General features: G+C 71.0%; 22 protein-coding genes and 1 tRNA gene. 19 read left to right on the top strand and 4 right to left on the bottom strand.

What is annotated here, in order from left to right:
- The first annotated feature begins 175 nt into the window (after positions 1-175).
- The 12 genes from I4Q55_RS48520 to I4Q55_RS48470 all read left to right on the top strand — a co-directional run bounded on the left by I4Q55_RS48520 (position 176) and on the right by I4Q55_RS48470 (position 12574).
- Positions 176-685, top strand: a complete 510-nt coding sequence (locus I4Q55_RS48520; protein WP_206797796.1) for a DUF501 domain-containing protein — start codon at positions 176-178, stop codon at positions 683-685.
- 140 nt (positions 686-825) lie between these two features.
- Complete coding sequence (locus I4Q55_RS48515) at positions 826-1995, top strand: lytic transglycosylase domain-containing protein (protein ID WP_206797794.1); 1170 nt, start codon at positions 826-828, stop codon at positions 1993-1995.
- 9 nt (positions 1996-2004) lie between these two features.
- Complete coding sequence (locus I4Q55_RS48510) at positions 2005-2958, top strand: Ppx/GppA phosphatase family protein (RefSeq protein WP_206797792.1); 954 nt, start codon at positions 2005-2007, stop codon at positions 2956-2958.
- A 414-nt stretch (positions 2959-3372) separates the two neighbouring features.
- Positions 3373-4998 carry an ABC transporter substrate-binding protein gene (locus tag I4Q55_RS48505; protein WP_206797790.1) on the top strand — a complete coding sequence of 542 codons (1626 nt, stop codon included), beginning with the start codon at positions 3373-3375 and terminating at the stop codon, positions 4996-4998.
- Between the two features lie 152 nt (positions 4999-5150).
- Positions 5151-6080 carry an ABC transporter permease gene (locus I4Q55_RS48500; protein ID WP_206797789.1) on the top strand — a complete coding sequence of 310 codons (930 nt, stop codon included), beginning with the start codon at positions 5151-5153 and terminating at the stop codon, positions 6078-6080.
- A complete protein-coding gene (locus I4Q55_RS48495) occupies positions 6073-7026 on the top strand; it encodes an ABC transporter permease (protein ID WP_206797788.1) in 954 nt (317 codons plus the stop codon). Before I4Q55_RS48500 ends, I4Q55_RS48495 begins: the two co-directional genes overlap by 8 nt.
- Positions 7027-7030: 4 nt before the next feature.
- Positions 7031-8026 (top strand): ABC transporter ATP-binding protein, encoded by a 996-nt coding sequence (locus I4Q55_RS48490; protein WP_206797787.1) that lies wholly within the window; start codon positions 7031-7033, stop codon positions 8024-8026.
- Positions 8019-9017, top strand: a complete 999-nt coding sequence (locus tag I4Q55_RS48485; protein ID WP_206797786.1) for an ABC transporter ATP-binding protein — start codon at positions 8019-8021, stop codon at positions 9015-9017. The genes I4Q55_RS48490 and I4Q55_RS48485 overlap by 8 nt, the downstream gene beginning before the upstream one ends.
- Positions 9018-9091: 74 nt before the next feature.
- Positions 9092-10819, top strand: a complete 1728-nt coding sequence (locus I4Q55_RS48480; protein WP_206797785.1) for a S8 family serine peptidase — start codon at positions 9092-9094, stop codon at positions 10817-10819.
- Positions 10820-10869: 50 nt separating this feature from the next.
- Positions 10870-10995: a hypothetical protein gene (locus tag I4Q55_RS50475; protein WP_277992133.1), complete on the top strand. Its 126-nt coding sequence runs from the start codon at positions 10870-10872 to the stop codon at positions 10993-10995.
- Between the two features lie 47 nt (positions 10996-11042).
- Positions 11043-11801: a hypothetical protein gene (locus I4Q55_RS48475; RefSeq protein ID WP_206797784.1), complete on the top strand. Its 759-nt coding sequence runs from the start codon at positions 11043-11045 to the stop codon at positions 11799-11801.
- The gene (locus I4Q55_RS48470) at positions 11798-12574 is read left to right on the top strand and encodes a hypothetical protein (protein WP_206797783.1); all 777 of its coding nucleotides are present in this window, start codon (positions 11798-11800) and stop codon (positions 12572-12574) included. Before I4Q55_RS48475 ends, I4Q55_RS48470 begins: the two co-directional genes overlap by 4 nt.
- Here the strand turns inward: I4Q55_RS48470 and I4Q55_RS48465 are convergent.
- Positions 12552-14045 (bottom strand): S10 family peptidase, encoded by a 1494-nt coding sequence (locus tag I4Q55_RS48465; protein ID WP_206797782.1) that lies wholly within the window; start codon positions 14043-14045, stop codon positions 12552-12554. The genes I4Q55_RS48470 and I4Q55_RS48465 overlap by 23 nt on opposite strands.
- Before the next feature lie 48 nt (positions 14046-14093).
- On the opposite strand from I4Q55_RS48465, the gene I4Q55_RS48460 reads away from it, so the two are divergent.
- The 4 genes from I4Q55_RS48460 (at position 14094) to I4Q55_RS48445 (ending at position 17028) form a co-directional block, all read left to right on the top strand.
- Positions 14094-14753: an endonuclease V gene (locus I4Q55_RS48460; RefSeq protein ID WP_206797780.1), complete on the top strand. Its 660-nt coding sequence runs from the start codon at positions 14094-14096 to the stop codon at positions 14751-14753.
- Positions 14750-15433 carry a uracil-DNA glycosylase gene (locus tag I4Q55_RS48455; protein ID WP_206797779.1) on the top strand — a complete coding sequence of 228 codons (684 nt, stop codon included), beginning with the start codon at positions 14750-14752 and terminating at the stop codon, positions 15431-15433. The genes I4Q55_RS48460 and I4Q55_RS48455 overlap by 4 nt, the downstream gene beginning before the upstream one ends.
- Positions 15434-15517: 84 nt before the next feature.
- Positions 15518-16852 carry an NAD(P)/FAD-dependent oxidoreductase gene (locus tag I4Q55_RS48450; protein WP_206797778.1) on the top strand — a complete coding sequence of 445 codons (1335 nt, stop codon included), beginning with the start codon at positions 15518-15520 and terminating at the stop codon, positions 16850-16852.
- Positions 16853-16951: 99 nt separating this feature from the next.
- Positions 16952-17028 (top strand) — tRNA-Leu (locus I4Q55_RS48445).
- Positions 17029-17187: 159 nt separating this feature from the next.
- Here I4Q55_RS48445 and I4Q55_RS48440 read toward each other — a convergent pair.
- On the bottom strand, positions 17188-17769 hold the full coding sequence (locus I4Q55_RS48440) for a TetR/AcrR family transcriptional regulator (protein WP_206797777.1): 582 nt from the start codon (positions 17767-17769) through the stop codon (positions 17188-17190).
- 87 nt (positions 17770-17856) lie between these two features.
- Between I4Q55_RS48440 and I4Q55_RS48435 the strand changes: the two genes are divergently transcribed.
- Complete coding sequence (locus tag I4Q55_RS48435) at positions 17857-18486, top strand: class I SAM-dependent methyltransferase (RefSeq protein ID WP_242548091.1); 630 nt, start codon at positions 17857-17859, stop codon at positions 18484-18486.
- Between the two features lie 3 nt (positions 18487-18489).
- Here the strand turns inward: I4Q55_RS48435 and I4Q55_RS48430 are convergent, their stop codons facing one another.
- On the bottom strand, positions 18490-19359 hold the full coding sequence (locus I4Q55_RS48430; protein ID WP_206797776.1) for a M56 family metallopeptidase: 870 nt from the start codon (positions 19357-19359) through the stop codon (positions 18490-18492).
- Entirely contained in the window at positions 19356-19712 is a 357-nt protein-coding gene (locus I4Q55_RS48425) for a BlaI/MecI/CopY family transcriptional regulator (RefSeq protein ID WP_206797775.1), read from the bottom strand. The genes I4Q55_RS48430 and I4Q55_RS48425 overlap by 4 nt, the downstream gene beginning before the upstream one ends.
- 98 nt (positions 19713-19810) lie before the next feature.
- Here I4Q55_RS48425 and I4Q55_RS48420 point away from each other — a divergent pair, with 98 nt between their 5' ends.
- Both I4Q55_RS48420 and I4Q55_RS48415 read left to right on the top strand, forming a co-directional pair.
- The gene (locus I4Q55_RS48420; RefSeq protein ID WP_206797774.1) at positions 19811-21595 is read left to right on the top strand and encodes a glycosyltransferase family 39 protein; all 1785 of its coding nucleotides are present in this window, start codon (positions 19811-19813) and stop codon (positions 21593-21595) included.
- A 282-nt stretch (positions 21596-21877) separates the two neighbouring features.
- Positions 21878-23267, top strand: a 1390-nt coding sequence (locus I4Q55_RS48415; protein ID WP_206797773.1) for a hypothetical protein, incomplete at its 3' end; no start/stop codon positions are given.

Raw genomic sequence — 23267 nt, 5'->3', positions numbered from 1 at the left:
TAATGGATCACGTGGGGCCTCTGGAACTCTAGGATTCGATCTTCGCAAATCCAGTCCTACCAGGGGCCCCACGCCTCATCCCACGCCAACACGCCCACCCGAGCCCAGCCCTACTGAGAAAACCTCATTGGGGCGCTTGGGGGCCGGAGCGGGGGCACGCTCTAACCTTGACCGCGTGAACAGCACGCAGCAGCACCGGTTCGAGCCCGTCACCGACGCCGACCGCGAGATCATCGCGGAGCAGCTCGGACGGCCGCCGCGGGCGTTGCGCGCCATCGCCGCGCGGTGCCCGAGCGGTCATCCGTCCGTGGTGCAGACCAGCCCGCGGCTGGAGAACGGCACGCCGTTCCCGACGCTCTACTACCTGACCTGCCCGAAGCTGAACTCGATGATCGGCACCATCGAGGCGTCCGGGATCATGAAGGAGATGACCGAGCGGCTGACCACCGATCCCGAGCTCGCGGCGCAGTACCAGCGCACGCACGAGGTGTACCTCGCCGAGCGGGACGCCATCGAGCCGCTCGGCCACCAGGTCACCGCCGGCGGGATGCCCGGCCGCGTCAAGTGCCTCCACGTCCACGTCGCGCACTCGCTGGCCGTCGGCCCCGGCGTGAATCCGTTCGGTGACGAGACGTTGGCCCTGCTTACGGCCAACGGGTGGCCCTCCGGGGACTGCGCCGCGTAACACTCGCGCAGTGTGAAGAGATAATTGGTCTGGGTGAGCGAAAACCTCGATCACGTCTCTCGATGGGCTGAAACCTTGCCGCGGGTGCGGCAGGCTGTCCCCCGAGAGTGGTGACCGATCCGGCCAGGAGGGCTCTGAGCATGCGTGTGCGGCGGCTGCCTGACGCAGTCGGGAGCTACGCGCGAAGATTCGGGATCCGCCACCGCACCGCGTACCCCGTCATCACCGGCATCCTGGCCGTGGTCCCGGCGCTGGTCGCCGGCGGCGGCACCCTCGGCTGGCTCGGCGGCAGCGCCGACCACGGCCGCGACGCCGCGCTCGGCCAGGGCTACGACCCCGGGAACGCCGCCCTCCAGCAGATCGCCGTCGACGGCACCCTTCCCGGCGCGCCCACCCCGATGCCCCTCCCGGCCTACGAGCTCCCCGACGGCCCGCTCGGCATCCCGGCCACCGCGCTCGCCGCGTACAAGAAGGCCGCCGACATCCTCGGCCGCGAGCTGCCCGCGTGCCACATCGACTGGGCGCTGATCGCGAGCATCGGCCGGATCGAGTCCAACCACGCCCGCGGCGGGTACGTCGACGCGGCCGGGACCACGCGCGAGCCGATCCTCGGCCCGCAGCTCAACGGCCAGGGCAACTTCGCCGCGATCCCGGACACCGACGGGGGCCTGCTCGACACCGACCCGGTGTGGGACCGGGCGGTCGGGCCGACCCAGTTCATCCCGGGGACCTGGAAGGGCTACGCCTCCGACGGCAACGGCGACGGCAAGTCCGACCCGAACAACATCTTCGACGCCGCGCTGGCCACCGGCCGGTACCTGTGCTCCGGCGGGTTCGACCTGGCGAAGCCGGACCAGCTGCGCGGGGCGATCTACCGGTACAACAACTCCGACACGTACGTGAACACGGTGATCCTGTGGGCGGACGCCTACCGCAACGGGATCATGCAGGTGCCGGACAGCACGGTGCCGATCGGCGCGCCGAACGCGGCGCTGGCCCCGGCGCCGCCGTCGATCCCGCCGCCTCCGGTCCCGCCGACGGCTTCTTCTTCGGCGCCTCCGCCGACGACGGGCACGTCGAAGCCGCCGACCACGTCGTCGCCGCCGTGCGCGTCGCCGACGACGACGGTGACCACGAGGACGGTCATCAGCGTCACGACCGTGCCGGCGCCGTCGAGCACGCCGACACCGACTGGCGAGACCTCACCGAGCCCGACCCCGACCCCGACGCCGACCTGCGGGGCCGTGATCACCTCGGTCACGACGTCGACCACCCTGACCACGACCACGGTGCCGCCGACGTCCGGTTAGGGTGGCGGCATGCCTCGTGTTGCCGCGATCGACTGTGGGACCAACTCCATCCGCCTGCTCGTCGCCGAGCTGACGCCGCGCCACGACGGCACGGTCGACCTGCGCGACCTGCACCGCGAGATGCGGATCGTCCGGCTCGGCCAGGGCGTCGACGCCACCGGTGAGCTGGCCCCCGAGGCGCTCGAACGCACCCGCGCCGCACTGGCCGACTACACGATCGCCGCGCGGCGCAAGGGCGTGGAGAAGGTGCGCATGGTCGCCACGTCCGCGACCCGCGACGCGAAGAACCGCGACGACTTCTTCCGCATGACGCGCGAGACGCTCGGCGTCGAGGCCGAGGTGATCAGCGGCGACGAGGAGGCGCGGCTGTCGTTCACCGGCGCGGTGGGGGAGCAGGACCCGGACGACGGCCCGTTCGTGGTGGTCGACGTCGGCGGCGGCTCGACGGAGCTGGTCCTCGGCACCTGGGACGGCAGGCAGGCCGAGGTGGTCGCGGCGAAGTCGGTCGACATCGGCTGCGTCCGGATCACCGAGCGCGCGCTCAAGAGCGACCCGCCGACGGCCGACGAGATCGCCGCCGCCCGCGACCTGGCCGGCAAGGTGCTGACGGACGCGTTCGACGTGGTCGACGTCGCCCGCGCGCGGACATGGGTGGGCGTGGCGGGCACGGTGACGACGCTCTCGGCGATCGCGCTGGGGCTGCCGGAGTACGACAGCGACCGCGTGCACCTGTCCAAGCTGAGCCCGGCGGACATCGACCGCCTGGCCACCGAGCTCCTGCAGAGCGACCACGCCACCCGGGCGGCCAACCCGGTGATCCACCCGGGCCGGGTGGACGTGATCGGCGGCGGCGCGGTAGTGGTCCAGACCCTCGCCGAGCAGCTCGCGGCCCGCGGCGGCCCGACCGAGCTGGTCGTCAGCGAACACGACATCCTCGACGGCATCGCGTTGTCCCTCGCCTGACCGTGCGCCGAGGGGCATCTCGCGTGATCAGCGGGGCATCATGCGTGCGCCGAGGGGCATCACGCGTGTCTGGCCGGGCATCACCGTGATGCCCCTCCAATCACGCGAGATGCCCGCCCAATCACGCGAGATGCCCGCTCAGTCACGGGTGATGCCCCTCCGGTCTCTGCCTGGCTGACCGACCGTTCGGCCGCCCGAAAGGGCTTGTGCCGCAACGGAACCGAGGGTGAGCGGGTGATGACCACCTGTCCGCGCTAGGCTGTCCGGAGTATCCCGATTCCTACGTTGGTTGTGCTCCAACCAGGTGGTCCAGACGGTCGTCACACATTTGCAACACCGCAGTCCTGTGATCGGCTTCACCGGCCCCGATAGCGTGCGTCTCACCTTTCGGACACACCGGATTTGGAGGGGATCATGCGTCGTTCGCGCAGGCTCTGGGGACCCACGGTGGTGATGACCTCGCTGGCGCTGGCGCTCACCGCGTGCGGTGGCGGCTCGGGCAGCTCCACGGGTGCCGGCGAGACGGACCCGGACGGCACCGTCAGCGTCTACGGCACCGAACCGCAGAACGCACTGGTCCCGACCAACATCAACGACCTGGGCGGCACCAAGGCCCTCCAGCCGATGTTCTCCACGCTGGTCGGGTTCAACGGCGCCGACGCCAAGCCCTTCAACCTGATGGCGGATTCGATCACCACGACCGACTCCAAGGTCTTCGACATCAAGATCAAGCAGGGCTGGAAGTTCCACGACGGCACCGAGGTGAAGGCGCACAACTTCATCGACGCCTGGAACTACGGCGCCTACGCGCCGAACGGCCAGCTCAACACCGACTTCTACGCGAACATCCAGGGCTACTCCGACGTCCACCCCGCGGACGAGAACGCCAAGCCGGTCACCGACAAGATGTCCGGGCTCGTCCAGAAGAACGACTACGAGTTCCAGGTGACGCTCAACGCGCCCTTCTCCGTCTTCGACATCAAGATCGGCTACCAGGCCTTCGCGCCGCTGCCCGACTCGTTCTTCAAGGACCCCAAGGCCTTCGAGCAGCACCCGATCGGCAACGGCCCGCTCAAGTTCGTCTCGCGGACGCCCAACCAGGACATCAAGCTCACCCGCTACGACGACTACAAGGGTGACGACAAGGTCAAGTTCAAGAACCTCGACATCAAGATCTACGCCAGCCAGGAGACCGCCTACCAGGACCTGCTGAGCGGGCGGCTCGACTTCATGGAGGCGCTGCCGCCGTCGGCGGTCTCGGGCGGCAAGTACAAGAACGAGCTCGGCGACCGGCTGGTGACCGGCCACCTGCTCGGGATCAGCACCATCAACATCCCGTACTACGTGCCCGGCTACAACAACCTCGAGCTGCGCAAGGCCATCTCGATGGCGATCGACCGCGCGCAGATCACCAAGACCGTCATGAACGACACCTACGTGCCGGCGGACGGCTACATCTCCCAAGGCATCCCGGGCGCGCGGCCCGGCGTCTGCAAGTTCTGCAAGTTCGACCCGGCCGCCGCGAAGGAGGCCTTCCAGAAGTCGGGCTTCCAGGGCAAGCTCACCATCGCGTCCAACGCGGACGGTGGCCGCAAGGAACCGCTGGTCGCGGCGTGCAACAGCATCAAGAACACGCTCGGCGTCGAGTGCGACTTCGTGCCCGCCACCGACTTCGGCCAGTGGCGCAGCATCGTGACCGGCCACAAGCTCACCGGCATGGGCCGCTCCGACTGGTCGGCGGACTACCCGTCCATCGAGAACTTCCTCAACCCGATCTTCAAGACCGGCGCGTCCTCGAACGACTCGACGTACTCGAACCCGCGGGTCGACGCACTCCTCGCCCAGGCGGACTCGACCGTCGACAAGGACACCGCGGTCAAGCTGTACCAGCAGGCCGAGGACCTGGTAGCGCAGGACCTGCCGACGATCCCGGTGTGGGACGAGAAGGGCACCGCGGCGAAGTCGAAGAACCTCAAGTCCGCGGGCCTGGACTTCCGGCGCATGGCGGACTACCCGTCGATCGAGGTCCTGAAGAAGTAGCTGCCGCACCCACCACCACGCCGTCGTGAGTGGTAATTCGGGTTCTGACCCTAATTACCACTCACGACCCCCTGCGCTGGTTTGTGTCTCGTTTCGTCCCCCACCCCCCCCCCCCCCCCCCCCCCCCGGCCGGCGCGCACTAGGAACTCTTGATGACCCGCTATGTCCTGCGACGGCTGCTGCAGCTGATCCCGGTGTTCTTCGGCACCACGTTCCTCATCTACGTCCTCGTCTGGGCCGTGCCCGGCGACCCGTTCTCCGGCAAGTGCGGCCAGGCCGCCTGCCCGGCGTCCTACGTCGCCCAGATGACCGAGAAGTTCAACCTGAACGACAACATCTTCGTCCAGTACGTCAAGTACCTCGGGAGCCTCTTCACCGGCGACTGGGGCGAAACCTTCAACGGCACGTCCGTCGGCGAGCTGATCGCGACGTCCTACCCGATCACGCTGCGGCTGGCGGTGATCGCCGTGATCATCGAAGCGGTCATCGGCCTCACCGCCGGCGTGCTGACCGGCCTGCGCGGCAAGGGTTTCCTCGACAACCTCGTGCTGGTCTCGACCACGTTCCTGATCTCGCTGCCAGTGTTCGTCACCGCGATCGTGCTGCAGCTGGTCCTGGGCTCGGGCGGCCTCGGCTGGATCGAGGCGAGCGTGTCGGACGACCCGGGCATCGGCGAGCTCATCGTGCCGGGCATCGCGCTCGGCAGCCTGTCCATGGCGTACGTGGCCCGGCTGGCGCGGACGAGCATCGCCGAGAACCGCCGCGCCGACTACGTCCGGACGGCGATCGCGAAGGGCCAGCCGCAGAGCCGGGTCGTGCTCGTCCACCTGCTGCGCAACTCGGTGATCCCGGTGCTGACGTTCCTCGGCACCGACCTCGGCGCCCTGATGGGCGGCGCGATCGTCACCGAAGGCGTGTTCAACATCAACGGGCTGGGCGGGCTCATCTTCCGCGGCATCCAGAACCGGGAGAGCGCGACCGTCGTCGGCGTGGTCGTCCTCCTGGTGCTGGTGTACCTGCTGATGAGCCTGGTCGTCGACCTGCTCTACGCCGTTCTCGACCCGAGGATCCGCTATGACTGACCCGAACCTGGTGGGCGGCGGCGGGGCCGACGCGGCCGAGCTGTCCCGGGTGGACGACTCCGCCACCGGCCCGCAGAAACCCCGCAGCCTGTGGAGCGACGCCTGGCGCCAGCTGCGGCGCAAGCCGGCGGTCATCGCCTCGGCGGTGATCATCCTGCTCATCGTGCTGATCGCGATCGCGCCCGGCCTGTTCAGCTCGCGCGAAGCGGGCTTCAGCGACCTCGCGCACGCGAACGAGGGCCCGTCCGCGGACGCCTGGTTCGGCTACGACAACCAGGGCCAGGACGTCTACGCCCGCACCATCTACGGCACCCGTGCCTCGGTGCTGGTCGGCGTGTTCTCCACGCTGGTGACCGTGCTCGTCGGCTCGGTGATCGGCATCATCGCCGGCTACTACGGCCGGTTCGTCGACAGCGTGCTGTCGCGCTTCGGCGACATCTTCGCCGGCCTGCCGTTCGTGCTCGGCGCGATCGTCATCCTGACGACGTTCAACGCGCCCGGCGCCAACCCGGGGGCGGTGACGATCATCGTCCAGGTGGTCTGCTCCATCGCGGTGCTGAGCTGGCCGGTCGGCATGCGGATCATGCGCTCGGCGACGCTGGTGGCCAAGCAGCTCGACTACGTCAAGGCCGCGCGCGGTCTCGGCGCGAGCACCCCGCGGATCATCTTCCGGCACCTGCTGCCGAACACGATCGCGCCGGTGCTCGTGTACGCCACCATCGCGCTCGGCGCGTTCATCGGCGCCGAAGCGACGCTCGCCTACCTCGGCATCGGCGTGCGCCCGCCGGTGATCTCGTGGGGCGTGCTGATCGCCGACTCGCGGGACTACTTCCGGAACGACCCGCACATGCTGCTGTTCCCCGGCGCCTTCGTCACCCTGACCGTGCTGGCCTTCGTGATGCTCGGTGACGGCATCCGCGACGCGCTCGATCCGAAGTCGAGGTAAGTCCTTGTCCGACAACGAACTGCTGCTCGAAGTCGAAGACCTGCACGTCGAGTTCCGGACGGCCGACGGCGTGGCCAACGTGCTCAACGGCGTCGGCTACTCGGTGCACGCGGGCGAAACGCTGGCCGTGCTGGGTGAATCCGGCTCCGGCAAGAGCGTCACCGCGCAGACGGTGATGGGTATCCTCGACATGCCGCCCGGCGTGATCACCGCCGGTGCCGTGCGCTGGCGCGGTGAGGACCTGCTGACCGCGTCCGAGGACCGCCGCCGCGAGGTGCGTGGCAGCGAGATCGCGATGATCTTCCAGGACGCGCTGTCCGCGCTGAACCCGGTGTTCACCGTGGGCTTCCAGATCGAGGAACAGCTGCGCGTCCGGCTCGGGATGTCCAAAAAGGACGCCCGGAAGCGGGCGATCGAGCTCCTCGACACCGTCCGCATCCCGGCCGCGGACCGCCGGGTCAGGGACTACCCGCACCAGTTCTCCGGCGGGATGCGCCAGCGCGCGATGATCGCGATGTCGCTGGCGCTCGACCCCGACCTGCTCATCGCCGACGAGCCGACCACCGCCCTCGACGTCACCGTGCAGGCCCAGATCATGGACCTGCTCGGCGAGATCCAGGCCGAACGCCGGATGGGCCTGGTCCTCATCACCCACGACCTGGGCGTGGTCGCCGAGGTCGCGGACCGGATCGCGGTGATGTACGCGGGCCGGATCGTCGAGCAGGCCGACGCCGTCGAGCTGTTCCGCGCGCCGGCCCACCCGTACACCGCCGCGCTGATGGACTCCCTGCCCCGGCTCGACCTCAAAGGACAGACTCTGGAAACCATCAAGGGCCTGCCGCCCAGCCTGCTGGACATCCCGCCGGGCTGCCCGTTCCACCCACGGTGCAAGCGGGCCGAAGCGAAGTGTTCGGCAGACGTCCCGCCGCAGCACGCCATCGGTTTCGGCCGCACGAGCGCGTGCCACTTCGCCGAAGAGGTGGTGAGCTCCCGTGCCTGAACCCATCCTCGCCGTCCGCGACCTGCGGAAGTACTTCCCGGTCCGCACCGGGATCCTGTTCAAGCGCACGATCGGCCAGGTCAAGGCCGTCGACGGCGTCTCGTTCGACCTGATGCCGGGCGAGACGCTCGGCGTCGTCGGCGAGTCCGGCTGCGGGAAGTCGACCCTCGCGCAAGTCCTGATGCGCCTGGAGGAACCGACGGGCGGCACCGCGAAGTTCGAGGGCCGCGACATCTTCGCGATGCGCGGCGCCGAGCTGCGGAAGCTGCGGCGCGAGATCCAGATCGTGCTGCAGGACCCGTACACCTCGCTCAACCCGCGCATGACGGTCGGCGACATCATCGGCGAGCCGTTCGAGATCCACCCCGACGTCGCCCCCAAGGGCTCGCGCGCGGGCAAGGTGCGGGAACTGCTCGACGTGGTCGGGCTCAACCCCGAGCACCTCAACCGCTACCCGCACCAGTTCTCCGGCGGGCAGCGCCAGCGCATCGGCATCGCGCGGGCGCTCGCGCTGCGGCCCAAGGTGATCATCTGCGACGAGCCGGTGTCCGCCTTGGACGTCTCCATCCAGGCCCAGGTGATGAACCTGCTCGGCGACCTGCAGGGCGAGTTCGGCCTGTCCTACGTCTTCATCGCGCACGACCTTTCGGTGGTGCGGCACCTGTCCAACCGGGTCGCGGTGATGTACCTGGGCAAGATCGTCGAACTCGGCACCGACGAGGAGATCTACGAACGACCGTCCCACCCGTACACCCAGGCGCTGCTGTCCGCGGTGCCGGTGGCGGATCCGGCCGTGCGCGGGCGCCGCCAGGTGATCCGGCTGACCGGCGACGTCCCGAGCCCCCTGGATCCCCCGTCCGGGTGCCGGTTCCGCACCCGGTGCTGGAAGGCCGCGGACCGGTGCGCCACGGAGGTGCCGGAGCTGGTGCCCAGGACGGACGGGCACTTGTCAGCTTGTCACTTCGCCGAGCAGAAGTCGGTTGTTCCATAACGTACGTTTGGCCGTTGTACACACATTGTCCGATCTATACGGTGCAGGAACCGCTTTCCGCGAGGAGGAGAAACGTGAAGAGACCCAGGCTTCTGGCCGCGGTGCTGGCCGTGCCGCTGTTCGGCGCGGTTTCCGCCGTCGCGGTCCCGGCCGCGTCGGCGCAGCCCGCGCTGTCCGGCCCGGCGACCGAGTTCACCGTGCTCGCCAAGGACGTCCAGAGCATCGGCAGCGCCCAGCAGGCGATCAAGGCCGCGGGCGGCACGGTCCTCGAGACCAACACCGCGGTCGGCCTGATCAAGGCGAGCGCGCCGGCCACCGGCTTCACCGAGCGTATGGCCGCGAACCGCGCGGTGTTCGGCGCGGCCAAGGCGCAGGCCATCGGCTCGGTGCCGAAGAGCGGCAAGAAGGTCAAGAGCGACGCCGCCGTCGAGAAGGAAGGCCGCGGAGGCGCTTCTTCGTCGAAGAAGGCCGCCGCCGCTCCGGTGGGCATGGACCCGCTGGACGACCAGCTCTGGGGCCTCAAGTCCGTCCGCTCGGACCTCTCGCGCACCAAGCAGCCGGGCAGCAAGCAGGTCAAGGTCGGCGTAATCGACACCGGCATCGACGGCACGCACCCGGACATCGCGCCGAACTTCGACCTGGCCGCCTCGCGCAACTTCACCGTCGACATCCCGACCGACGTCAACGGCGGCGAGGTCGACGGTCCGTGTGAGTTCCGCAGCTGCGTCGACCCGGCCAACCACGACGACGGCGGTCACGGCACGCACGTCGCCGGCACCATCGCCGCCGCCGCGAACGGCTTCGGCGTCTCCGGCGTCGCGCCCAACGTGACGCTGGTGAACATCCGCGCCGGCCAGGACTCGGGCTACTTCTTCCTGCAGCCGACGGTCGACGCGATCACCTACGCCGGCGACGCGGGCATCGACGTGGTCAACATGTCGTTCTACACCGACCCGTGGCTCTACAACTGTGCCGCGAACCCGGCCGACTCGGCCGCCGAGCAGGCCGAGCAGCGCACGATCATCGAGGCGACGCAGCGCGCGCTGAACTACGCGCACCGCAAGGGCGTCACGATGCTGGTCGCGCTGGGCAACCAGCACACCGACCTCGGCGCGCCGCAGCCGGACGCGACCAGCCCGGACTACCCGGCGAACAGCGCGCACCCGCGCACGATCGACAACTCGACTTGCCTCAACCTGCCGGTCGAGGGCAACCACACGATCGGCGTGAGCTCGTTCGGGCCGTCGCAGAAGAAGGCGGACTACTCGAACTACGGCCTCGAGCAGATCTCGGTCTCCGGCCCGGGCGGTTTCTACCGCGACTACTTCGGCACGCCGTGGTACCGCACGGTCGAGAACCAGATCCTCTCGACGTACCCGAAGAACGTCGGCATCGCCGAGGGCAACATCGACGCGGACGGCAACATCACACCGGCCGGCGTCACGGCGGGCGTCAAGAAGGCCACGGCCGCGGACGGCCGCGTCGGCTACTACCAGTGGCTGCAGGGCACGTCGATGGCGACCCCGCACGCGACCGGCGTCGCGGCGCTGATCGTCTCGCAGTACGGCAAGAAGTCGCGCGGCGAGTTCGGCATGGACCCGGACAAGGTCCAGCGGGTCATCGAGGGCACGGCGCGCGAGATCGCCTGCCCGGTGCCGCGGACGGTGGACTACCTGAAGGAAGGCCGCGACGCGACGTACACGGCAACCTGTGAGGGCACCCCGTCGTTCAACGGCTTCTACGGCCACGGCGCGGTCGACGCCTGGTCGGCGGTGACGCGCGGGTCGCAGTACCTGAAGTAGCGCATACCGGCGAACCGCCCCGGGAAGGCAACCTTCCCGGGGCGGTTCGCGTGTACGACGGGGACTGGGGGTCCGTGCTGGCGTACCTGGTCACGGCCGTCTTCCTGCAGCTGCTGAGGTGGGCGGACGTCCGCTATCGGTACCGCCGGCTGCCGTTCCGCTGCTACGGCCGGTAAACCTTTCCACCGCTTCGCGCGTGTAGCGCGGGAATGGGGGAGGTTCGATGGTGACGGAAGCAGCGTGGACGACGCTCGCCGAGAGACAGGGCGCGCGGGCGTGGCTGGCCCGCCGTGGGGTGGAAGTGGCCGAGCCGACGCCGCTGCTCGCGGTGCGTGCCGGGGCCCGGGAGCTGGCCTCGCGGTCCTACCCGGCCTACATCGTGCTTTCCCCCGTGGTCTGGATGGCCGCCTTGCTCCCGCCGGTCCCGGTGCTCGCGCGGTTCCTGGTGTTCGCCGTGGTCTGCGCTGCTTTTCCGCTGCTGCAGTGGCACCGGGTGCGCCGGGCCGATCGCGCCGCGGCCCGGCTGGTTCCCCCGGGCGCCCGGCCGTCGTTCCGGGAGGTGGCCGGCCAGGTGGGCTGGTGGTACTTCGCCGCGGTGGCGACGACGTTCGGCGGCGGCGTGGTCCTGTGCGCGGTGTTCGCCGCCCACCCGGCGGGCTGGGCGGCCGCGCTGGTGATCGGCGCCGCGAGTGTGACGTCGGTCCTCGGCCGGGTCCTGCGTGCGCCGGTGATCGCCGAGGACGATGCTTCCCTCGCCGTCGACGCGGCCTTGCGGGCCCACGACGCCCGGGCGTTCGCGGTGCCGTTCGCGTTCCTGTTGCTCGCTTGGATCGACCTGTCCACCAGCTGGCCGTGGCCCCCGGCGCGGTTCGTGCCCGCGATCGGGTACTTCGTCCTGGTGGCGGCGGTCCACGTCGGCGCCGCGAGGGAGGCCCGGCGTTCCAGCCTGCCGCCCGGCCGCTACGGGACGGTGCCCTCGTGAGCCCGACCGACGCGGAGCGCGCGGCAGCCGGCCGCTGGCTGTTCAAGCACCGTGTCGACGTGCCGACGATGACCGACCTGCTGGCCCTGCGGCTCGGCTTCCGCGCCGGTGCCCGCCCGCCCGGCACGTGGCGGTGGGTCGGCGTGGCCGTCCTGGGCTTCACGGCCGCCACAATCGGGTTCGAGAGCCTGACTTTCCTGCCCGGCGTCCCCGGCGCGGACCTGGTGGACAGCTCGTACGCCTTCTTCCTCGTCATCGTCCAGCACCTCGGCTACTGGCTGCCCGCCCGGGCCCGCGACCGCCAGGCGCTGGCGCGGTTCGGGACGCTCGGGGGCCCGCCGCGCACCGAGGTGACCAGCTGGTTCCTCGCCGTGCCGCTGGTCACCTTCGGTGGCGGCGCCGCGCTCGCCGTGACGATCTTCGCCACGACGCCGTTTCGCACGTACGCGGCGAGCTGGCTCCTCCTGCTGTTCCTGGGCGCGGCGGTCACGGCCGCGATGGTGACGGACGTCTTCCGCCGGCCCGTCATCGCGGAGGACGCGACGTCCCGGGCCGTGGACACCGCCGTGCGGCTGCACGACCTGCTCCTGGCCATGCCCGGGATTTACGCCGTTCCCGTGCTGGTCGAGCCGCTGTTCGGCCACGCCCAGCCGCCGGAGTGGCGGCCGTGGCTGGTCGGCTACGCCCTTCTCGCGCTGGCGGCGCAGGTCGTCGTGGGTGTCGTCCAGTGGCGGCGGCTGCGGGCCGTGCTCAGCGGTTCGACGCCTTCTTGACGAACTTCGCCAGGTCCTTCGACTGCTGCACCCGGGTCGGCTCGTGGACGTACATCATGTGGCCGGCCGGGTAGTACGCCGTGTCGATGTTGTCGCGCAGTTCCTCCGGGATCTGCAAATGCGCCAGCACGTGCTCGGCCGCGTAATAGGCCGTCGCGCCGTCGTAGTGACCGAATGCCACGTGGACCTGCAGGTGCGGGTTCGCGCGCATGGCCGCGCTCACCGAATCCACCACCGAAACCGAGCGGCCCTCGAAGTCCGAATACGACCACGCCTTGAACGTGTCCTCGCTGATGATCTCGTACGGCAGGTCGTTCTCGTACCCCAGCTCCGCCCGCACGTAGTGGTTGAACGCCGCCGCGTACGCGCCGACCACGCGGGAGATCGACGGGTCGTCGCTCATGTGCTCGCGGCCGCCGTCCGGCTCCCACGTCGTGAAGCGGCCGTCCATCCGGCCGACCACCAGGCCGCGGTCGCGCAGCAGCTCGGTGAAGAACCGGACGTGCTCGATGCGCAGGTTCACCCGGTCCACATAGGACTCGGTGAGGCCGGTGAGCGACGCCAGCGTGGCCACCGCTTCGGCCCTGTCCTGAGTGGACAAGCGGGCGCCGCGCGAAAGCACGTACGGCAGGTCCTTCGCGGCGAAGTCCTCAGCGTCGGCGAGGACGTCGTCGAGCGGGCGCTCGCCGTGCAGCCCGTGGTAGTGCGCGATCGCCGCGTACGTCGGCACGTACAGCGAGTACGGGAGGTCGTTGCCCTCCGTGAACCGCAGCGTGCCCAGGTCGAGCACCGACGAGATGAGCAGCAGGCCGTTGAGGTACAGCCCGTGCCGGTCCTGCAGGTGCGCGGCCAGCCCGGCGGCGCGCAGCGTGCCGTACGACTCGCCGGCCAGGAACTTCGGCGACAGCCAGCGCTGGTGCCGCGACACCCACAGCCGGATGATCTCGCCGACCGACTCGATGTCGCCCTTGAAGCCGTGGAAGTCCTTGGTCTCGCCGCCTTCGGACGCACGCGAGTAGCCGGTCGACACCGGGTCGATGAACACGAGGTCGCTGTGCGCCAGCAGCGTCTCGGGGTTGTCGGCCAGCCCGTACGGCGGCGGCACCAGGTCGTCGACGTCGCCCGAGAGCACGCGGCGCGGCCCCAGCAGGCCCATGTGCAGCCAGATGCTCGACGAGCCGGGGCCGCCGTTGAAGGCGAACGTCACCGGCCGGGTGCCCGGGTCGGCGTCGTCGAGGGTGTAGGAGGTGATGAACACCTCCGCCTTCGCCTTGAAGCCCTCGGACTTGCCGTCCTTGACGATCTCCTTGCGGAGCACGATTCGTCCCGCTTTAGCCGTGTACGCGAGTTTCTTCCGCTTCACGGTCAGCGTGTGCTGCGTGGTGACGATGTCGTCGGTGGGCTCGGCCGGGATCTCCGTGGTTTCCGGAGCCTTCGGTTCGGCAGCCGCTTCGGGGGTGGTGTCCGCCATGGACCCAACTTAGTCGGCGGGCCCCGGCGCCTGTGGCAGGGTGACCTGGTGCACACCCAGGACTGGCCGTCGACGATCGAGGAGGCGCTCGCCGTCCAGGAACGGCTCCGCGGCCGGGTCGAGCTCGCGGACGACTGCCCCGAGCTGCCGCCGACGGTCACCGGCCTCGACGTCGCCTACGACGACGCCGACGGCATCACCGCGGCCGTGGTCACCCTCGAAACCGCCGGGCTCACCGTGGTCGAGGAGCGGACGCACCGCGCCAAGGCCGTCTTCCCGTACGAACCGGGCCTGTTCGCCTTCCGCGAGCTGCCGCCGCTGCTCGCCGCGCTCGAGCGGCTGGAGCACGTCCCCGACGTCCTGGTCTGCGACGGCCACGGCCGCGCCCACCCGCGGCGCTTCGGCCTGGCCTGCCACCTCGGCGTGTTGACCGGGCTGCCCGCGTTCGGCGTCGCCAAGACGCGGTTCGTCGGCACGCACGGTTCGCCCGGGGCCGCCCGGGGGTCGTCGGAGCCGCTGGCCGACGCGGGCGAGGTCGTCGGCGCGGTGCTGCGGACCCAGGACGGCGTCAAGCCGGTGTACGTCTCGGCCGGGCACCGGATCGACCTGGCGCACGCGTGCCGGCTGACGCTGGCCCTGACCCCGCGCTACCGCCTGCCCGAGACCACGCGGCACGCCGACCGGCTGTCCCGGGCGGCGCCGCGATGAGGTCGCTGGCCGAGCTCGACGCGGCTGTGTCGGCATGCCGGGCCTGTCCGCGGCTGGTCGCCTGGCGGGAGGGCGTCGCGGGCACCAAGGCGGCGTTCCGCGGCGAGGAGCACTGGGCGCGCCCGGTGCCGGGGTTCGGGCCGCCGGACGCGTCGCTCGCCGTCGTCGGCCTGGCGCCCTCGGCGCACGGCGCGAACCGCACCGGCCGGATGTTCACCGGCGACCCATCGGGTGATTTCCTCTTCCGCGTCCTGCACGAGGTCGGGCTCGCCTCACAGCCGACGTCGACGGCGATCGGCGACGGCTTGGAGCTGTACGGCACCAGGCTCGTGTCGCCCGTGCGGTGCGCGCCGCCGGAGAACAAGCCGACGCCGGCCGAGCGGGACACCTGCCGCCCGTGGCTGGCGGAGGAGCTGGCACTGTTACGTCCGACACTGCGGGCGATCGTGGTGCTCGGCGCGTTCGGCTGGCAGGCGTTACTGCCCGTGCTGGACGCGGCCGGCTGGCCGGTGCCGCAGCCGCGGCCGGCGTTCGGCCACGGGACGGTGGTGGAGCTGGGCGACCTGCGTCTTTTCGGCTGTTATCACGTATCGCCACGGAATGTCCAGACACACCGCGTGACCCACGCCATGGTGGCCGACGTCTTCCGCGCCGCGACCTCGGTGACAGCGCCGGACTGAATCGTTACGGAAACCGCAGCGACGCTGGTCACAGCCGGATGGGGCCCCCGAGCGGGGTCGCGGCGAAGGTGTCACCATGAGGACATGGCTGCTGCGAAGTCGAAGTCGGAACCGACTCGGATCCTCGTCCTCGGTGGTGGGTACGTCGGGCTCTACACGGCGTACGGCCTCCAGAAGATGCTCCGGGCCAACGAGGCCTCCGTGACCGTCGTTGACCCGCAGCCCCACATGACGTACGCGCCGTTCCTCCCGGAGGCCGCGGCCGGCGCGATCGAGCCCCGGCACGTGGTCGTGCCGCTGCGGCGGGTGCTCAAGCGCTGCCACGTGCTGACCGCGCGCGTCACCAAGATCGAGAACGAGAAGAAGTCGGTCACGGTCGAGGCGGCCGACGGCCACATCGAGCAGCTCGGCTACGACATCCTGGTCGTCGCCCTCGGCGCCGTCGCGCGCATCCTGCCGATCCCGGGCCTGGTCGAGGAGGGCATCGCCTTCAAGACCATCGGCGAGGCGATCTACCTGCGCAACCACATCATGACCAAGCTCGACGAGGCGGCCAGCACGCTCGACCCCGAGCTGCGCAAGCGCCTCCTGACGTTCACGGTGGTCGGCGGCGGCTTCGCCGGCATCGAGGCGCTGGCCGAGCTCGAGGACATGACCCGGTTCGCGGTGGAGAACTACTACCCGAACATCAAGACCTCCGACATCCGCTGGGTCCTCGTCGAGGCGGCCGGCCGGATCCTGCCCGAGGTCCGCGAGACCCTGGGTGTGTACACGGTCGAGCAGTTGGAGAAGCGCGGCATCGAGGTCTACCTGTCGACGGCGGCGAAGTCGTTCGAAAACGGCCACGTCGTGCTGTCGGACGGCACGGAGTTCGACACCGACACGATCATCTGGACCGCGGGCGTGAAGGCCAACCCGGTCCTGGCCAACTCCGACCTGCCGCTGGACAAGCGCGGCCGCCTCGAGGCCACGGCGGCGATGCAGGTCGTGGGCCACCCGGAGGTCTGGACGGCGGGCGACAACGCGGCGATCCCGGACCTGTCCCGCACGGAGGAAGACCCGACGGCGACGTGCCCGCCGAACGCCCAGCACGCGGTCCGCCAGGCCCGCCTCCTGGCGAAGAACATCATCAAGGTCCTGCGCGGCGGCAAGCCGAAGGACTACTTCCACAAGAACCTGGGCGCGGTGGCGAGCCTCGGCCTCCACAAGGGCGTCGCGGACGCGCTGAACCTGAAGATCAAGGGCTTCCCGGCGTGGCTCTTCCACCGCGCGTACCACCTGAAGGCCATGCCGACGTGGAACCGCCGCATCCGCATCCTGTTCGACTGGATCCTGGGCGGGCTGTTCCGGCGTGAGGTGATCTCGCTCGGGCAGATCAACAACCCGAAGGACGAGTTCGCGCGGGTTTCGAAGTCCTGACGTTCCTCTTTGCCGAAGAGCCCCCGGTCCTGGTGACCGGGGGCTCTTCGGTTGTGTGTCCTGGACACCGCGCCGAGGTCATCGCCTAGAGTGTGCGGTGCCCCCGTAGCCCAATCGGCAGAGGCAGTCGACTTAAAATCGATCGAGTGCGGGTTCGAGTCCCGTCGGGGGCACCACGCAGACCATTATCACCTGACCGCGCCGCAGACTCGGAGTCGTGCTGCGACAGCCTCATCGCGACCCGCGAGCGTGTGCCAGCGAACGCGTTCTGTCCATCGTGGACAAGGCGGTCACGGTGGCACCGCGGCTCTGAAATCCGGTCGCCGGCCTTCCTCTCAGCCGAGTGGCCGCAGGAGCTGCTCGACCAGCCGCCGTTCGAGTTCCGCATCTGGTGCGACCGCGCGGCGGAACGAGCGGGCGGCCACAAACGACATCAACGACCACGCAAAGGCCTCCGCGTCGAGGTCCACGCTCAGCTCTCCCGCCTCCTGCGCGCGCTGCAGCATGCTCGTGACGCCCCGGGCGAGGCGCTGGACGGCGGCCGCGGCAGCCTCGCGGACGCGGGGGTCGGCGTCGGACGCCGTTCCTTCGGCGAAGAGCACCCCCAGCGATCCGGGGGCGTGGAGCGCGTCGAGGTGCTCGGGGGACAGCAATGCGCGCAGGACGCTCGGGACCGGCCCGCCGTCGAACGAGCTCAGGAGTTGCTCGGCCGTGTCGGACGCGCGCTCTATGACCGCCGCGAACAGGCCTGCCTTCGAGCCGAAGTTCTGGAACACCACCGGCTCGCTGACCCCGACCCGGGCGGCGATCTCGGACGCTTTCGCGCGCTGGTAGCCGCGTTCGGCGAACACCGCCGTCGCTGCCGTCAAGATCGTCTCGCGGCGCTGCTCGGCGGTCAGGCGGGTTCGGCCGGTCACCCGCTCATCGTAGTGCCCTTGCCAGCTTTCTTAGTCGCGGCTAAGTTGGTGGTGTAACTTAGTCGTCACTAAGTAGTGGGGTGTGGGATGAACCTGGGACGCGTGTTCATGCACGGTGGCGAGCGGGTGGACGGTGCGCTGATCACCCGGCCGCGGTTGTACGAGGCGGCCGGCCGGCTCGTCTTCGTCGGACGTGGACGCTGGTACCGCGAACTGGTCCGGCTGGCCGGGGTGCGGCCGGGCGATCGGGTGCTGGACGTCGGCTGCGGGAGCGGTTACCTCACCGGGCTGGCGGCTGAGGCCGGCGCTTCCGCGCTGGGCATCGACGCCTCGGCGGCGATGGTCGGCTTCGCTCGGCGGACTGTGGGCTCGGAGTCCTGCCGGTTCGAGGTCGGCACCGCGCAGGCTCTGCCCGTCGGGGACGGCGAGTTCGACGTCGTCCTGACGAGCCTGGCGCTGCACCACGTGCCGGACGCCGATCAGCCGGCCGCCCTGGCCGAGATGCGCCGGGTGCTGCGGTCCGGTGGACGGCTCCTGCTGGCCGACTTCCGGCCGCCGCGGTCCCGTGTCGCGCGGCACTTCGTCGGTGCGGTGACCGGCCCGCGGATGCTCGACGACCCGCACGCGCGGCTCGCCCGGCTGGCCGAAAGCGCCGGATTCACCTTGACCGGCCAGGGAAATCTGGGGTTTCTCAGCTACGTCTCCGCCGCGAAATGAGGCTCAGAACGGCGTGAGCAGCAGGCTGAGCGGGGTCGCCAGCACCGTCAGCACGGTGGCCGTGACGAACGCCGGCAGCACGCGCGGGCCGGCCGAGGGTGGGCGGCGGAGCCGGTCGATCCGGTACGTCGTGGCCGCCGCCGCGCCGAGGGTGCCGGGTGGGGCCGCCGCCGCGCCGTGCGCCCGGAACTTCTCCAGTGCGGTGGCGACGGTGTCGCGGCCGTGCCGCCGGGCGGCCCGGTCGTCGGCCCGCATCTCCAGCAGGAGGTGGATGTCCGCGCTCAGCCGGCGGCAGCGGGGGAACAACCGGGCCAGCGCGGCGAACGGGGCGAGCGCGATGTCGTGGCGTTCGCGCAGGTGGGCGTGCTCGTGGGCGAGGACGGCGGCCAGTTCGCCGTCGGTGAGCAAGGTGCGGGCCCCGGTGCTGAGCACGATCTCGGCCGTGCGGCCGGGCACGCAGTACGCCACCGGCAGCGGGTGATCCAGGAACAACGCGCCATCGCGTGCTTCGGCGAGCAGCGCGAGGAGGTCGCGGTGCCGTGCGCGCTGCCGGGCGACCCGGATCGCGCACCACAGCTGCTGCCCGGCGAGCCCGGCGGCCAGCACCAGCCCGGCGGCGATCGCGAGCGCGCCGAGCGGGTCCGGCTCGGCGGTGGCGAAGGTGAGCAGGCCGGGCACGATGCCCCGGCGCAGGGGCATGAGCCCCAGCGCGAGCAACCCGCTGACGGCCGAGACGGCCACCGTCAGGGCGATCGCCTGCCACAGCGCCACCGCCAGCCGCGGTCGCAGGCTGGGCCACCGCGCCCGCCGCAGGTAGCCGGCCGCGACCCCGGCCAGGACCAGCGCGGCGACGTGGTGCAGGACGTAGATCATGGCCGGCGCTTGCGGGTGAGTGCCTTGCGCAGGACGTCGGCCTCCTCGGCGCTCACCGCGCGGGCGAAGTGCGTCAGCGCGCCGTCGCGGTCACCGGTCTCGCCGAGCGCCTCGAACATCAGCTCGGCGACGTACTGGTCGCGGCTCGCCGCCGGGGCGTACCGCCAGGCCCGGCCGTCGCGCTCCCGGACCGCGAAACCCTTGTCCGCCAACCGGGACAGCACCGTCATCACCGTGGTGTACGCGAGCCCGCGGTCGGCGAGAGCCTCGTGGACCGCGCGCACGCTCACGGCGCTGTCCCGCACCCACAACGCGTCCATCACGGCGCGCTCCAGCTCGCCGAGCTTCCCCATCGGCCCTCCGTTCGCCACGACACAGCGTAGTAGACAAGCACGCGTCGCGTGTAGTACTACTTCGCGTAGTACTACAAGTCGTAGCAAAGGAGGGCGCGATGCGGCGGCCGCTGGTCGTGCTGACCCTGGTGGCGGGCTGTCTCCACGGCTGGGGGCTGTTCCGGGGCGGGACGCACTTCTACTACAGCGCGGCGGTGCGCAGCATGAGCACGAGCTGGTCCGCGTTCGTCTTCGGCGCGGTCGACCCGGCGGCGAGCATGACGGTGGACAAGCTGCCGGGCGGCCTGTGGATCCAGGCGCTCTTCGTGCGGGTGCTCGGCTTCCACCCCTGGGTCCTGCTGCTGCCGGGTGCCCTCGCCGCGACGGCCACCGTGCCGCTGCTGTTCGCGGCCGTCCGGCGCTGGGCCGGGACGCGGGCCGCCGTGATCGCCGCCGTCGTGCTCCTCGCCTCGCCGGTGGTTTTCGTGACCGCGCGGGTCAACCTGGTCGACCCGCTGCTGGTGCTGTGCCTGGTCGCGGCCGCCTACGCGCTGACCCGGGCCCTCGACGACGCCCGATGGAGCTGGGCCGCCGGAGCTTTGGCCGGAGCGGGGTTCCAGATCAAGATGGTCGAGGCGTGGGTCGTCCTGCCCGCGCTGGTGGCCGCGTGCCTGGTCGCTCCGGGTCCCCGGCTGCGGCGGGCGGCGGTCCTCGCCGGGACCGCGCTCGCGGTGTCGCTGGCCTGGCTCGTCGTGGTCGGCTTCGTCCCGCGCGGCGAACGCCCGCACGTCGACGGCAGCCGGGGCGACACGTGGTGGGAAATGGTCTTCGGCTACAACGGCCTCGGCCGCGGTCTCGCCGGCGGCGGCTCACCGCTGTCCGCGACGGCGGCACCCTACGGCGGGCCACCCGGGCCGCTGCGGCTGTTCGACGACCAGCTCGGCGGCCAGATCGGCTGGCTCCTCCCGCTGGGCCTGGTGCTCCTGGCCGCCTGCTGGTGGCCGCGTCGCCGCGATCCTCTGTGGACACTCTGGGGCGGCTGGCTGCTCACGGCCGTGCTGGTGCTGAGCTTCCTGCCGGGCCTGCACCCGTACTACGCGACGCTGCTCGCCCCGGCCCTGGCCGCGGTCGTCGGCGCCGGCGTGCCGGTGGCCTGGACGTGGTGGCGGGACCGCGGCCGCCTCCGGTGGGTGCTGCCGCTCGGTGGTGTCCTGTCCGCAACGGCCGCGGTCGTGGTCGTGGTTCGTGCGGGCGGCCCGGGCTGGCTGGTGGCGGTCGTGGCCGTGGCCGTCCTCGGGACGGTGCTGCGCGGCGCCCGCCGTGAGGTCGCCGCGGCAGGCGCGGTGGTGCTGCTGGCGGGGCCGGTCGCCTGGATCGCGATCACCCCCGCCGTGCCGCCGAACTCCATGCACACGGCCAATCCGGTCGCGGGGCCGCAGACCGCCGTCGCGGTCTTCGGCGTCGCCGATCCCCGCATCACGTTGGCCCGCATCCTCGGTGTGCCGCCGACCGGGCCGGTGCCCGCGATCGACGCGCCCCTGCCCGGCTCCGCCGTCGACCCGGTCCTGCTGGATCACCTGCGGGCCCGGCACGCGGGAGAGCGGTTCCTGTTCGCGACCGGGGACGCGAGCACCGCGTCGCCCTATCTCGCCGCCGGCCACAGCGTGCTCCCCATGGGCGGGTTCACCGGCTTTTCGCCGTATCCCGAGCCGGCCGAGGTCGCCGAGCTGGTCCGAACGGGACAGCTGCGGTTCCTCTACCTGACCGCCGTGCCCGGGCTGCCGGGTGTGCTCGGCGAGCGCGCGGCGTGGGCGCGTGGCCACTGCGCACCGGTCCCGCTCCGGACGCCGAACGGCATGACGCTGTTCGACTGCGCGCCCGGAGTTGACACATCGACCCCCTAGCCGGCGGCCGGTGCCCTGATGTCCACCGAACACTGTCCGAGATGGACAATTCCACACTGTCCTCTGTGGAGCGCTGGGCCGAACGGCTGCCGGACCGCCGGGTGGCGTGCGTCGTCCGGCGTAATCCTGGTTCGGGTATTGCCGTTTCGTGCCCTTGATCGCTAGTGTCCCCGATCAGTCCGGATCGGACGCGGTGTCCGGTTCGTCCTTGGGGGGAACGTCATGGCGAGAGCTGCCCTTTTTCGCGCGCGCAAAAAGAGAAGCGGGCTGGCCGTTCTGGCCGTGACGCTGACGGCCCTCTGCGTGGCCTCGGAGTCGAACGCGGCGTCCGTGGCGAACAGCCCCGCGCCGGCCGCGCAGCAGGCCGAGACCCCCGGTTTGCGCTCGCCGCTGGGCACTCAGGCGAGGACCGACCGGTGCCGGGTCGGGCTGGTGATGCACGCCGGCGGCCCGCAGTTCAAGGCCACCGCCGGCGCGGCACTGGCCGGTTCGGACGCCGACCTCCGTGCGGCGGCCTACGGCCTGGAGTTCGAGCTCGGCACGATCGGTGACGCGTACCGCCGGGACGGCGAGGCCATCGTCGCGGAGAACGAGGCGTCGGCCAACCAGCACGCGGCTTGGGAAGCGGTGCTGAAGCCCTATTCGGGCGCCCTCATCCCGCAGTTCGAGTCGGACCTCCTCGACTACAAGAACAAGCGCCAGGCCATGGCCGACGCCGCCGTCCACGCCGACCTCGTGGCGCGGGCGGGTCAGCCGGCGGTCGACGCGGCCACGGTGGTCCTCGACCGGAAGAAGGAAGCCGGCGACCCGGCCGTCTTCTACTTCGGCGACATGGTGGTCAACGGCCGGTCCGCCGACGACATCCGGCAGTTCCTCCAGTACGGCGGCTTCGCCACGACCGCCTCGGTGCCCGCGTCCGCGGAGTTCCGGATGGAGGTCGAGGCGCTCAAGATCCGGTACGCCGGCTGCGACAGCGAAAACCCGGCGGACCCGAACCAGGTGCTCGGCGCCGTCGTCGCCGCCGCCAACACCGAGTGGGACGCCGAACTCGCCGCGCAGGCACCGCAGCGGGCCGCCCTGGTCGCGGCGGAACTGCAGGCGTCCAAGGACCTCGAGTCGGCCACGAACGCGATGATCGAGGCAGTCGGCCAGGCCGCGATCGTGAGCAAGCTGCTCGACTGGCAGCGGAGCTGGCCGGCACCCGGCGACCCGCGCTACCCCTCGCAGGCACTGCGCACCCGGGCGGCCAATGACATGGCGACCGCCAAGAGCCGGGTCGCCGCGCAGGTCCCGGTGGCGCAGCGGGCGGCGGACTCGGCGAAGGCGCAGGCGGACAACGCCCGCACCGCGCAGGCCCAGGCGGCGGCCATCGCCGCGGCCAACGGCACGCCGTACGGCCGGGGCCTGGCCTACGCCCAGCAGTCCGCCCAGGTCGCCGCGGCGTCCGCGGCCGCCGCGCAGGCGTCGGCGTCGGCGGTGCAGACCGCGCTCAACGCCAGCAAGGCCGCGGCCAGTGACGCCGGCGCGTTGTGGTCCAGCGCCTCCGCGCAGGCGCACGCCACCCAGGCGGCGTTCCGGCAGGCCGCCGCGAAGCAGGCCGCCGACCAGGCGCACGCGGCGGCCGCGGCCGCCGCGACCCAGGCCGCGCAGGCCGCCGCCGCGGCGGCACGGG

Origin of the sequence: Amycolatopsis sp. MtRt-6, assembly GCF_017308975.1 — a bacterium.
Lineage (GTDB): Bacteria > Actinomycetota > Actinomycetes > Mycobacteriales > Pseudonocardiaceae > Amycolatopsis.
This window is presented reverse-complemented; position numbering and strand designations above follow the sequence as displayed.

What these genes read in the sequence shown, in the direction of transcription:
- I4Q55_RS48425 (WP_206797775.1), bottom strand. Translation starts at nt 19,712, where the DNA reads ATGGGGAAGCTCGGCGAGCTGGAGCGCGCCGTGATGGACGCGTTGTGG.
- I4Q55_RS48515 (WP_206797794.1), top strand. Translation starts at nt 826, where the DNA reads ATGCGTGTGCGGCGGCTGCCTGACGCAGTCGGGAGCTACGCGCGAAGA.
- I4Q55_RS48450 (WP_206797778.1), top strand. Translation starts at nt 15,518, where the DNA reads ATGGCTGCTGCGAAGTCGAAGTCGGAACCGACTCGGATCCTCGTCCTC.
- I4Q55_RS48465 (WP_206797782.1), bottom strand. Translation starts at nt 14,045, where the DNA reads ATGGCGGACACCACCCCCGAAGCGGCTGCCGAACCGAAGGCTCCGGAA.
- I4Q55_RS48495 (WP_206797788.1), top strand. Translation starts at nt 6,073, where the DNA reads ATGACTGACCCGAACCTGGTGGGCGGCGGCGGGGCCGACGCGGCCGAG.
- I4Q55_RS48500 (WP_206797789.1), top strand. Translation starts at nt 5,151, where the DNA reads ATGACCCGCTATGTCCTGCGACGGCTGCTGCAGCTGATCCCGGTGTTC.
- I4Q55_RS48420 (WP_206797774.1), top strand. Translation starts at nt 19,811, where the DNA reads ATGCGGCGGCCGCTGGTCGTGCTGACCCTGGTGGCGGGCTGTCTCCAC.
- I4Q55_RS48475 (WP_206797784.1), top strand. Translation starts at nt 11,043, where the DNA reads ATGGTGACGGAAGCAGCGTGGACGACGCTCGCCGAGAGACAGGGCGCG.
- I4Q55_RS48455 (WP_206797779.1), top strand. Translation starts at nt 14,750, where the DNA reads ATGAGGTCGCTGGCCGAGCTCGACGCGGCTGTGTCGGCATGCCGGGCC.
- I4Q55_RS48510 (WP_206797792.1), top strand. Translation starts at nt 2,005, where the DNA reads ATGCCTCGTGTTGCCGCGATCGACTGTGGGACCAACTCCATCCGCCTG.
- I4Q55_RS48435 (WP_242548091.1), top strand. Translation starts at nt 17,857, where the DNA reads ATGAACCTGGGACGCGTGTTCATGCACGGTGGCGAGCGGGTGGACGGT.
- I4Q55_RS48430 (WP_206797776.1), bottom strand. Translation starts at nt 19,359, where the DNA reads ATGATCTACGTCCTGCACCACGTCGCCGCGCTGGTCCTGGCCGGGGTC.
- I4Q55_RS48505 (WP_206797790.1), top strand. Translation starts at nt 3,373, where the DNA reads ATGCGTCGTTCGCGCAGGCTCTGGGGACCCACGGTGGTGATGACCTCG.